At 65.8% G+C, this 10,638-nt stretch carries 9 protein-coding genes; 3 read left to right on the top strand and 6 right to left on the bottom strand.

Annotated elements, in window-relative coordinates; genetic code table 11:
- Window positions 1-189: 189 nt before the first annotated feature.
- Complete coding sequence (locus tag L995_RS26285) at window positions 190-1,125, bottom strand: LysR family transcriptional regulator (protein WP_047474256.1); 936 nt, start codon at window positions 1,123-1,125, stop codon at window positions 190-192.
- A 223-nt stretch (window positions 1,126-1,348) separates the two neighbouring features.
- A complete protein-coding gene (locus L995_RS32455) occupies window positions 1,349-2,056 on the bottom strand; it encodes a class I SAM-dependent methyltransferase (RefSeq protein WP_082001634.1) in 708 nt (235 codons plus the stop codon).
- A gap of 358 nt (window positions 2,057-2,414) precedes the next feature.
- Here L995_RS32455 and L995_RS26280 point away from each other — a divergent pair, with 358 nt between their 5' ends.
- The 3 genes from L995_RS26280 to L995_RS26270 all read left to right on the top strand — a co-directional run bounded on the left by L995_RS26280 (window position 2,415) and on the right by L995_RS26270 (window position 5,556).
- Entirely contained in the window at window positions 2,415-3,383 is a 969-nt protein-coding gene (locus tag L995_RS26280) for an alpha/beta fold hydrolase (protein WP_047474254.1), read from the top strand.
- Between the two features lie 90 nt (window positions 3,384-3,473).
- Window positions 3,474-4,478 (top strand): tripartite tricarboxylate transporter substrate binding protein BugE, encoded by a 1,005-nt coding sequence (locus L995_RS26275; protein WP_013802855.1) that lies wholly within the window; start codon window positions 3,474-3,476, stop codon window positions 4,476-4,478.
- Between the two features lie 163 nt (window positions 4,479-4,641).
- Window positions 4,642-5,556, top strand: a complete 915-nt coding sequence (locus tag L995_RS26270; RefSeq protein WP_013802854.1) for a LysR family transcriptional regulator — start codon at window positions 4,642-4,644, stop codon at window positions 5,554-5,556.
- A gap of 20 nt (window positions 5,557-5,576) precedes the next feature.
- On the opposite strand, the gene L995_RS26265 is transcribed toward L995_RS26270, so the two are convergent.
- From L995_RS26265 to L995_RS26250, 4 genes are all read right to left on the bottom strand, one after another.
- A complete protein-coding gene (locus L995_RS26265; protein ID WP_012205004.1) occupies window positions 5,577-6,554 on the bottom strand; it encodes a Bug family tripartite tricarboxylate transporter substrate binding protein in 978 nt (325 codons plus the stop codon).
- 33 nt (window positions 6,555-6,587) lie between these two features.
- Window positions 6,588-8,093 carry an acyl-CoA synthetase gene (locus tag L995_RS26260; protein ID WP_047474251.1) on the bottom strand — a complete coding sequence of 502 codons (1,506 nt, stop codon included), beginning with the start codon at window positions 8,091-8,093 and terminating at the stop codon, window positions 6,588-6,590.
- Complete coding sequence (locus L995_RS26255; RefSeq protein WP_047474250.1) at window positions 8,090-8,995, bottom strand: SDR family oxidoreductase; 906 nt, start codon at window positions 8,993-8,995, stop codon at window positions 8,090-8,092. The genes L995_RS26260 and L995_RS26255 overlap by 4 nt, the downstream gene beginning before the upstream one ends.
- A 319-nt stretch (window positions 8,996-9,314) precedes the next feature.
- A complete protein-coding gene (locus tag L995_RS26250; RefSeq protein ID WP_082001635.1) occupies window positions 9,315-10,634 on the bottom strand; it encodes a c-type cytochrome in 1,320 nt (439 codons plus the stop codon).
- Window positions 10,635-10,638 lie beyond the last annotated feature (4 nt).

Below are 10,638 nucleotides of genomic sequence, written 5' to 3'. Positions count from 1 at the left end.
TCGCGGACATTCGGGTCGCCTTCTTTGATCTGACCTTTCTTGGCGAATCAAGAAAGGGCAGTCGGCTGCCGGGCCGAGACCCGGCCTCGAAAAGCAATCGCCCGGCAGGGTGAACAAGTGCGCGCGGCGTTCAAATTTACAGACGCTCAGAGCCGCAACAGCGAAGTCGCATGGGTTGGCCCGCCCGCCTCACGACTTCTGACTCCTCCCATAAAGATTCTCCAACCCCGCCCACACCCTGCGCGTGAGCGGCTTGCTCTGCGCCGCAGGCCGGCGGTACAGCCGCACGTTGATGGGCACGTCCTTGTCGGGCCCGGCCGCGCGGGCCAGGCGGCCTTCGGTCAGGTCGGTCTTGACCAGGGTGAGCGGCAGCCAGGCCAAGCCCAGGCCCTGGTGGACCATGGCGTGCAGGGAGTCGGCGAGGTCGGCCTCGTAGACGGTGCGCAGGCGCGTGGTGTCGCACAGTTCGTGCAGGTGGCTGCGCAGGATCTTGCCCAGGGACATGCTTTGCGCGTAGTCCAGGTAGGGCACCAGCGGGCCGCCGCCGTGGGCGGGCAGGGCGTATTTGGGCAGTTGCGGGACCAGGGGGATGCTGACGGGGATCAGCGTGTCCTGGCCCACGGGCAGCCAGGCCAGGTGGTGGCCCTGCAGGCTGCCTTCGATGGCGGGCTGGGCGTGGCACATGAGCAGGTCCACCTTGCCTTGCAGCAGCATTTCCACGCCGTAGTCCAGGCTGGTGGTGACCACTTTCCAGCACAGCTGGGGCATGGCCTGGTTGAGGGCGGTGATGATGCCCGGCAGGACGGTGTGCGACAGCGTGCGGCCGGCCGCGATGGTGATGGTTTCGTCGCGCGTGCGGTGGGGGCGCTGCAGCAGGCCGTGGGTTTGCTCCAGGATGCCCAGCACTTCATGGGCCGAGGCCAGCAGCGTCTTGCCGGCGGCCGTGAGCGTGGTGGACTGGTGGCTGCGCTCGACCAGGGGCGTGCCCGCCCATTCCTCCAGCGCGCGGATGCGGCGGCCGAAGGCAGGGTGGGTGATGTGGCGGCGCTCGGCGGCCTTGTAGAGGCTGCCGGTGTCGGCCAGGGCCTGCAGGTCCTGCAGCAGTTTGAGGTTGAGTTCGTGCATGGCAAAGGCGAAGAAATCTGGATTGCGTTGACTTGGCGCTGTTGTTGTGCCGCAGTGAGCATGGAGTAATTAGGATTTCTTGATTTTAGAAAATGACAAATTTTTGAATGGAAACTATGAAAGCTTTCATTCAATAATCAAATCAAGAAATCCGTATGACTAATATGCTGAGAGTCAACAAGCTGTTTCTCCGTCTTCAAGCCAAAGGCAAATTCTGCTCTTGTCAAGACAGAGGGAGTTTTCGGTATATTCCAGCCCAGCTTGCAAGAATTCCCAGGCGGCCTCTTGATATGGCATGCAGTCCAGCAAGAACAATATTGATTGTCAGAATAAGGTATCGATTGAATGTGTCTCTATTTCCTTGTGGAGATGGATAATAGGATCGGTGATTTCGGATGCGCCAGCTATCGCGGAAGAACCATATCTCATTCAACATCAACTTATTTTTTGGTTTGAAGGAAACGGGTCCATTTAGAATTCCAAACATCATCCCGATACTTTGAGGTGTGTAAGGGCGGATATGTGTGTAGTCATGCCAGAACCTGATGCCCGGCATTGGCGTCAGAAGAAGCAGTGCTCCATTTTCTTCAAGCATTTCAAGATAGTTATCCATGAAAGCAATCAAATCTTCTGGAGCCATGTGCTCTACAATATGAGACATTAAAAGGAGATCATATTTTTGAGCAGGCAGATTGTCGGGTGTATATGCATTGAATCCTTCTTTGCGGAGGTTTTCAACCTGAACAGAATTGACATCGACCCCGGTTACTTCGGAAGATATGTTTTTTAATAATCGTAGATATTTTCCTTGGCCACAACCAATATCTAGAATCCTCTTTCCCTTGAAATTTGAGGAAAGAATCTGTGCAAGGCGCCGTTCTTCAAGAATCTGATAGTGAGTGCTGGAAAATAGTTTCTGAATTCTGTTCATGTTTGTGAATCCTTTTGTGGGAGAATATGGTGGCGTTTTTCGGAATGCTGGTCTTGGGTGCGTGGGAATTATTGTGAGATGATTTGAGTATCAATATTTCCCGACTTATTTCATTGTTTCGCCGAATTAAAACAGGGCGCAGTCAAAAGTAGGACTGGGAACAGAATTATGCTCAAAGTTCTGTAGCCATTTGAGGCTTGGTTCGTGCAGGCGAAGGTTGTGGTATGCGTTTTTGGGGTATGGGGTTGTGCTGATCCGGCACAGCCCCGCCGCAATCGGCACAGCACCAAGGCGGGGCATGCCTAGCATGGCGGCATGCGAGAGAAGCCCTGTTATGCCTGAAGTTTGCCTCAGGAAGATGCAAAGCCATTTCATTGGCGGTGCGCAGCGCACGGTGAGGGATCTGCCGATCCAGCACAGGGAGGTGGTGCGCAACGGCGGCGAGCGGCCGCTGGACATGAATGGCAGCTATGCCGTGGGCCAGATGTACGCCATGGAGTACCGGCTGGCGCGTCCGCGCAGCCCCCTGCCGGTGCTGCTGTGGCACGGCGGCGGCATGACAGGGGCGCAGTGGGAGTCCACGCCCGATGGGCGCCAGGGCTGGCTGTGGCGCCTGCTGGAGGCCGGCCATGACGTGGTGGTCTGCGATGCCGTGGAGCGCGGCCGCGCGGGCTGGGCGATGTTCCCCGAGATCTATGCCGAGGCGCCCGTGTTCCGCAGTGCCGAGGAGGCGTGGACGCTGTTTCGCATAGGCCATGGTGCGCCTTCGGGCGGCGGTGTGGGCGAGCCCTTCGTCGGCCAGCGGTTTCCGCATGAGAATTTTGGTGCCCTGGTGCGGCAGATGGTGCCGCGCTGGCTGGGGCATGAGGCCATGGCCATGGCGGCCTATGACGCGCTGCTGGAGCAGTTCGGCCCCTGTGTGGTGATGGGCCACAGCCAGGGCGGTGGCTTTGCCGCGCATGCGGCCATCCGCAAGCCGCACCTGGTGCGCGCCGTGGTGGGGGTGGAGCCTACGGGCATGCCGGTGGTGCAAGAAGGGCAGCAGGGGCAACAGGGGCAGGAGGGGGCGGATGCGTTCGCGCCTGCCTCGGCCATCCCGCACCTGGCGGTGTGGGGCGACCATTTCGCGCACAGCCCGCAGTGGCAGAAGTACCGCGCGCAGACCGATGTGTATTGGCAGCTGCTGCGCCGCCTGGGCGGCCGTGCCGAGGTGCTGGACCTGCCGGCCGCAGGCATTACCGGCAATTCGCATTTCTGCATGCTGGACACCAATGGCGACGAGGTGCTGGGCCGGGTGCTGGCCTGGCTGGAGCGCCTGGGCCGGTGACTGGCGGGTTACTGGCGGGTCACTGGCGGGTCACTGGCCAGTGACTGGCCGGTCCTGGTCCCGAAGAATTTCAACGAGGAGAAAAATCTCATGCAACGCCGCAATTTCATGATCCGCAGCCTGTCTGCAACCACGGCGGCCCTGGCCCTGGGCGCCCTGGCGCCCGCGCAGTCGGCCCTGGCGGCCGATGCCGGCTGGCCCACGGCCGAGCCCATCCGCCTGATCGTTCCGTTCCCGCCCGGCGGCACGGCCGATGTGGTGAACCGCCTGTTCGCGCAGCAGCTGGGCAAGGTGCTGGGCGCCTCGGTGATCGTGGAGAACAAGGCGGGTGCCGGTGGATCGCTGGGCACGCGCTTCGTGGCCGATGCCAAACCGGACGGCTATACGCTGCTGGGCGCCACGTCCAGCACGCACGGCACGAATCCGGCCGTCTACACCAAGCTGCCCTATGACGCGGTGAAGGACTTCACGCCCATCACCCAGGTGATCACGGTGCCGGGCGTGCTCAGCGTGCATCCCTCGGTCAAGGCGGCGAATCTGAAGGAGCTGATCGCGCTGGCCAAGGCGCAGCCGGGCCATCTGTCGTATGCGTCCTCGGGCGCGGGCGGGCTGGGCCATCTGGCCATGGAGCTGTTCAAGGCCAAGGCGGGCGTGCAGATCATGCATGTGCCCTACCGCGGTGCAGGCCCGGCCTTCACCGATCTGATCGGCGGCCAGGTGTCCATGCTGTGGGAGCCGCTGCCGGCCTCGCTGCCGCACATCAAGTCCGGCAAGATCCGCCCGCTGGCCGTGGCCACGGCCCAGCGCAGCAGCGAGCTGCCCGATGTGCCGACCTTTGCCGAGTCCGGCGTGCCCGGCTATGCCGTGCAGGCCTGGAACGGCCTGCTGGCGCCCAAGGGCCTGCCCAAGGACATCCGCGACAAGCTGCACAAGGCCAGCGTGCAGGCCCTGGCCGATCCGCAACTGCGCCAGCGCCTGGCGGAGCTGGGCGGCACGGTGGTGGCCAATACGCCGGAGCAGTTCGGCGCGGTGATCCTCAAGGATGTGACGACCTGGAAGCAGGTGGCCGCTTCGTCGCAGATCAGCCTGGACTGATGCGGCGGGCACCGGGGAAAGCCCTGTGTCCCGGCGCCCACGGGTGGCGGGGCCAGGCGTTGTGACGGTGCCATAGTCCGGGGGTGGCGGTCCGGGCGCGTTGCCTGCGGCCGCGCACAAGGCCGCGAACAAGGCGAACCGCCTGACCTGCCGCTCTCAAGCCATGGACATCAACCTCATCCGCAATTTCGTAGAGATCGTGGACGCCCGCAGCCTCAGCGCTGCGGCGCGCAAGCGCGATATCACGCGCTCCAAGGTGAGCAAGGAGCTCAAGTCGCTGGAGACGGCGCTGGGCGTGACCCTGCTGCACCGCACGACGCGCAGCTTTTTGCTGACGGCGGCGGGCGAGGTGCTGTACGAGCATGGGCGCAGCATCATCCAGGAGGTGGAGGCGGCGCAGGGCGCCATCGACGCGCTGCAGCATGTGGTGACGGGCTCGGTGCGGCTGAGCATTCCCACGGGCCTGGGCGAGCTGTACCTGGCCGACATGCTGCTGGCCTTCCAGAAGCGGCACCCGCAGGTGCGCATCCGCGTGCTGTTCTCCAACCGGGTGAGCGATCCCATGAGCGCCCAGGTGGATGTGGCCGTGCGCGTGGCGCGCGACGTGCAGGAGCACCTGGTGGCGCGCGATCTGGGGCCGGTGGGCTTTGGCCTGTACGCCAGCAGCGCCTATGCCAAGGCGCGGCCGTTCCACGACCCCGCCGAGATTCCCCACGGCGTGTTGCTGACGCCGCCCGGCGACGGCAAGACCTATGCCGTCTCGGTGAAAAAGGGGCAGCAGGAGATTGCACTCAAGTGCGAGCCCTGCATCACCAGCGAGCATTTCCCCTTCCTCAAGCAGTCCATGCTCCGGGGCAGCGGCGTGGCCACCTTGCCCAACTACATGGTGATGGACGAGCTGCGATCGGGCGCCGTGCAGCGCGTGTGCCCGGACTGGACGGTGTCCGGCCTGGGCGACAGGCTGTACATCATCACGGCCGAGGACCGGCGGCCCTCGCATGCCGTCAAGGTGATGACCGAGTTCCTCAGGGCCAGCCTGCTGCGCTTCGTGGAGCAGGCCGGGGAGCCCGGCCCTTAGCGCCTCGGCTCACCAGTTCTTCAGTTCTCCAGCGCAATCGCGTTGTCCGCGATCACCTTGCGCCACATCTGGCCGTCAGCGGCCAGGAAGTCGTCGAGCTGGGCCTGGGTCTGGGGCTTTCTGGCGGCCAGGGTCTGGTTGCCCAGGGCACTGGCGAACTCGGGGTTGAGCATGACCTTGTTGACGGCGGCCTGCAAGGTGTTGCGCGCGTCCGCTGGCGTGCCTGCGGGCACGGCAATGCCGAACCAGGTGGAGGCCCTGAAGCCCGGCACGCCCGATTCGGCAATGGTGGGCGTCTGCGGCAGGAACTGCGAGCGCTCGGGCCCGGTGGTGGCAATGGCCACCAGCTTGCCGGCCTTGATGTGGGGCAGGGAGGTGCCGGCCACGTCCACCATGAGCTGGGTGTCGTTGGCCATGAGGGCGGTGAGGGCCGGCGCGCTGCCGTTGAAGGGAATGTGGGTGGCGGCCACGTCCAGGCGGGACTTGATCAGCTCGGTGGTCAGCTGCAGCGGGTTGCCCAGGCCGACCGAGCTGTAGTTGAGCTTGCCCGCGTGGGCCTTGGAGTAGGCCTTGAGGTCGGCCACGTTTTTGATGCCGGTCTGGCTGTTGGTGACCAGCACCAGCGGGGCCTCGGCCAGGATGTTGGTGAGCTTCAGCTCCCGGTCGGGGTTGTAGCTGAGCTTCTTGTAGAGCAGGGGGTTGAGGACCATGCTGGCATTGCTGGCCAGCAGCAGGGTGTAGCCATCGGCCGGCGAGCGCGCCACGGCCGAGGCGGCAATCATGGTGTTGGCGCCCGGCCGGTTCTCCACGACCACGGACTGCTTGAGCTCCGTGGACAGGTGCGTGGCCAGGGTGCGGGCGAGAACGTCGACCGAGCCGCCCGGCGCATACGGGGCGATGAGCTTGATGGGCTTGCTGGGGTAGTCGGACTGGGCGAACCCGGGGGCTGCGGCTGCGGTGGCCGCAGCGGCAAGCAGCAATGCAATGGCCTTGTTCATGCGTTGTCTCCTTCTCTTTCGGTGTTGGCGGGTTCAGATCTTGCGCTGCGTCGCGCCCCAGTGGGCGTCGCGCAGCTTTCTTTTGGCGATCTTTCCGTTGTCGTCGCGGGGCAGGCGCTGGAAGACGAAGCTGCGTGGCAGCTTGTAGGCCGCCAGCCGGCCGCGCAGCCATTCTTTCAGTTCGGCCTCGGGCAGTGTGCCTGACTGGCCGGGCTCGACCAGGGCCAGCAGCCGTTCGCCGTACTCGGCATCGGGCACGCCGATGACGGCGCAGTCTGCTATGCCGGGGTGCTTGAGCAGCTCGTTCTCAATCTCGGCCGGGTAGATGTTCACGCCGCCGGAGATCACCATGTCCGAGTCGCGGTCGCAGACGTAGAGAAAGCCTTCTTCGTCCAGGTAGCCCATGTCGCCCAGGGTGATGAGGCCGCCCTGGTCCACCTTGCGGCGGGCCTCTTCGTTGCCCTTGTAGGTGAAGTCGGCATAGGCGGGCTGGCGCACGTAGATCAGGCCCACCTCGCCCGTGGGCAGGCCCTGGCCCTGCCTGTCGAGGATGCGGACTTCGGCGTCCTGCAGCGGCAGGCCCGCGCTGCCGGGGTGGGTGAGGGCCTCGGCCGAGCCGATGAAGGTGACCAGGCCCGATTCGCTGGAGGCATAGGTCTCGTTGATGATGGGCCCCATCCACTCGATCATGGCCTTCTTGACCTCGGGCGCGCAGGGCGAGCCGGTGGAGGCGATGAAGCGCAGCGAGGAGATGTCGTAGCGCTCGCGCACCTCGCGCGGCAGCCGGAGCAGGCGCACGTACATGATGGGCACCATGTAGGCCGTGTCGATGCGGTGCTCCTGCACCAGCTGCAGGAAGCGCTCGGGGTCGAAGCGCTGCTCCAGCACCACCAGCTCGCTGAGCATGAGCGCGTTCTGGAAGTACAGGCTGGGCGCGCTGTGGTAGATGGGCGCGGTCAGCAGGGTGCGCGCGCCGGGCTGCAGGCCGTAGGCGGTGGCGATCAGCGCCTGGTTCACGGCCAGGCGCCGGGGCAATTCTTCCACGGGAAACGCCTTGCGCAGCACGCCCTTGGGGCGGCCCGTGGTGCCCGATGTATAGGCCATGTGGCCGCGCGGCGCGACCAGCGGGCCGTCGTAGGGTGCCTGGGCGGCCAGCCAGGTTTCGTAGTCCAGCTCCGGCTCGCGTGCGTGGGCGACGCGCCGGGGCAGGTCCGCATAGAGTTCGCCCTTGAGGCCGTCGAGCAGGTCCTGGCTGGTGATGAGGGCGCGGGCGCCGCTGTCGGCCAGGATGTAGTCGATCTCCGTGGCCGTGAAATGCCAGTTGATGGGACAGTAGTAGATGCCCGCAATGCGGCAGGCATGGACCACGTCGGCGTATTCGATGCCGTTGCGCAGGAAGACGGCCAGCACGTCGCCTTCGGCCAGGCCCAGGCTGCGCAGGCCCTGGGCCAGCTGGCGGCCGCGCTGCTGCTGGGCGGCGCCGGTCAGCGTGCGCTGTTCGAAGACCAGGGTGGAATGGGGCGTGGCGGCGGTGCTCATGTGGGCGTGGCCTCCTGCTCCCCATCGTTGACGTTGGGCTGGTTGGCGGCCTTGGCCATCTGCCGGGCGCGCGCCCAGTCGGCATCGTCCCAGGCCTGGTATTCGGTGAAGTAGGCGCCGTTGGCCAGGGCGTCGCCGCCGTCCAGCGTGATGGTCTGGCCGTTGAGCCAGGTGTTGCCCGGGGCCAGGATGAAGGCGGCCATGTTGCCGATGTCCTCGCCCGTGCCCAGGCGGCGCGTGGGGTTGTCCAGGCGGCGGCGGTCGGCCGAGTCCTCGTTGCCGTCGATCCTGGGGCGCAGGCGCTGGCTGGCGCCCTGGGTGGGAATCACGCCCGGTGCAATCGCGTTGAACCGTATGCGCTTGGGACCCCATTCCACGGCCAGCGATTTGGTCATGGCGTCCAGCCCGGCCTTGGACATGGCCGAGGGCACGACGAAGGGCGAGCCCGTGTCCACCCAGGTGACGACGATGGACAGCACCGAGCCCGGCAGCCCTTCGGCGATCCAGCGGCGGCCCACGGCCTGGGTGACGTAGAAGGTGCCTCGGAAGACGATGTCCGATATGGCATGGAAGCCGTTGATGCTCAGGTCCTCGGTGCGGCTGACGAAGTTGCCGGCCGCGTTGTTGACCAGGCTCGTCAGCGGGCCGTGTTCGGCCCAGATGCGGTCGATGACGGTGTGCACGGCCTCGGGCTGGCGAATGTCGAGTTCATGCGCAAAGGCCTGCGCGCCCGTGTCGTTGCTCAGCATCTCGCAGGCCTGCTGCACCACGGAATGCCGCCGGCCGCACAGGTGCAGCTCGGCACCCAGCTCCGCCAGCTTGGCCGCCATGGCCAGGCCCAGCCCCGTGCCGCCCCCGGTGATCAGGACGCGCTGGCCCTGGAATAGATTGGCTTCGAACATGCTTGTCTCCTTTTGCTTTCACTCTAGGGAGACAGGGGCGGCTGGCAAAGGAGGGTGGTGGAACGCGGTTGGTTCCGTGGTGGAAACAATGGGCTTGTGTTTTGGGGCTGTGCCCCCGGCTTGTCAGCGAGTGCAGGGGGGCTCATTTCTCCCTGCCGGGTGGTTGTTTTTCGAGGCCGGGTCTCGGCCCGGCGGCCGACTGCCCTTTCTTGATTCGCCAAGAAAGGTCAGGTCAAAGAAGGCGACCCGGATGTCCGCGACCCTCCGCTTCGCTGCGGGCACGGGCATACGGGTTGGGCTCCGTAGAACAGCCGGTGTTTCACGGCGCAGCCTTGTGCCCGGCCTTTCCAGCTGCGCTGCGCAGGTCTGCCACCTGGGCGGCGGTCACATCGGCAGGCTGGCCGCCCAGGGCCGTGCGGGTGTAGTTGGCCAGGGCGGCGACTTCGCCATCGGTCAGTTCCTGCATGAAGCCGGGCATGCCGGGCAGGGGCGTGGGGCCCTGCTGGGTGGCCGGGTGCTTGGGCAGGCCGACGAGGATGGCCAGCACCAGGTTGCGGGCGTCGGCCTGGCGCACGGTGCTGTTGCCCTTGAGCGGGGGCATGGTGAGGCTGCGGCCCAGGCCCTCGCTGCCGTGGCAGCTGGCGCACAGCGCCATGTAGTGGCCCCGGCCCGCGTCCAGCGTGCCCGCGCCGTTGCCGGTGCCGGAATCCGGGGACACGGCGGCCGGCAGGGGCTGGGGCGCGGGCGGGTTGTCGCCCAGCAGGAAGGTGGACAGCGCCGTCATGTCCTCGGCCGTGAGGTACCGGGTGCTGTTGGCGATGACCTCGTGCATTTCATCGAAGGCGCTGCCGTGGGCCGAGAAGCCCGTCTGCAGGAACTGGGCCATGCCCTCGCGCGTCCAGCCGCGTGCGGCCAGGGCTTCGGCGGTGATGCCGGGGGCCGTGAACAGCGACAGCGTGCCGCCCTGCAGCCAGCGGTCCTTCTGCATCTGGCCGAACATGCCGCGCGGCGTGTGGCATTCGGCGCAGTGGCCCATGACATTGCCCAGGTACTGCCCGCGCAGCCAGGCCGGGCTCTGGCCCTGCGAGCCTACGGGCAGGGGAGCGCTGGACAGGAACAGCGTCTTCCAGCCGAACATCAGCACGCGCAGGTTGAAGGGGAAGGGCAGGGCGGGCTTGGTGTTGGGCTGGGCCACGGGCCGGATGTTCATCAGGTAGCCGTAGATCAGGTCCGAGTCTTCGCGGCTCATCAGGTGGTAGGAGGCATAGGGCATGGCCGGGTAGAGCTGGCGCCCGCCCGGCGCCGTGCCGCGGGTGACGGCGGCGTGGAATTCCTCGGCCGTCCAGCGGCCTATGCCGTGGTCCGGGTCGGGGGTGATGTTGGTGCCGTAGAGGGTGCCGAAGGGCGTGGGCAGGGGCTTGCCGCCCGCAAAGGGCTGGCCTTCCCGGGCGCCACCCATGCCACCCACCCCGTCATGGCAGGCCATGCAGTCGGCGGCGCGCGCCAGGTACAGGCCTTGGGCCAGCTGCTGGGGGCTGCGGTGCACGGCCTGCGGCTCGCGCTGTGGCACATGGGGCCGGTTGCCCCAGACGGCGGCAATGGCAAACAGCACGGCCAGCAGCAGGAGGATGAGCAGCACGCGG

The organism is Delftia sp. ZNC0008 (genome assembly GCF_000799035.1).
Taxonomy (GTDB): Bacteria; Pseudomonadota; Gammaproteobacteria; order Burkholderiales; family Burkholderiaceae_C; genus Comamonas; species Comamonas tsuruhatensis.
The sequence above is the reverse complement of the archived record's forward strand: the minus strand, read 5'-3'. Positions and strand labels throughout refer to the sequence as shown.

Coding starts and splice junctions, on each gene's coding strand:
- L995_RS26275 (WP_013802855.1), top strand. CDS start 3,474: ATGCAACGCCGCAATTTCATGATCCGCAGCCTGTCTGCAACCACGGCG.
- L995_RS26255 (WP_047474250.1), bottom strand. CDS start 8,995: ATGTTCGAAGCCAATCTATTCCAGGGCCAGCGCGTCCTGATCACCGGG.
- L995_RS32455 (WP_082001634.1), bottom strand. CDS start 2,056: ATGAACAGAATTCAGAAACTATTTTCCAGCACTCACTATCAGATTCTT.
- L995_RS26280 (WP_047474254.1), top strand. CDS start 2,415: ATGCAAAGCCATTTCATTGGCGGTGCGCAGCGCACGGTGAGGGATCTG.
- L995_RS26265 (WP_012205004.1), bottom strand. CDS start 6,554: ATGAACAAGGCCATTGCATTGCTGCTTGCCGCTGCGGCCACCGCAGCC.
- L995_RS26270 (WP_013802854.1), top strand. CDS start 4,642: ATGGACATCAACCTCATCCGCAATTTCGTAGAGATCGTGGACGCCCGC.
- L995_RS26260 (WP_047474251.1), bottom strand. CDS start 8,093: ATGAGCACCGCCGCCACGCCCCATTCCACCCTGGTCTTCGAACAGCGC.
- L995_RS26285 (WP_047474256.1), bottom strand. CDS start 1,125: ATGCACGAACTCAACCTCAAACTGCTGCAGGACCTGCAGGCCCTGGCC.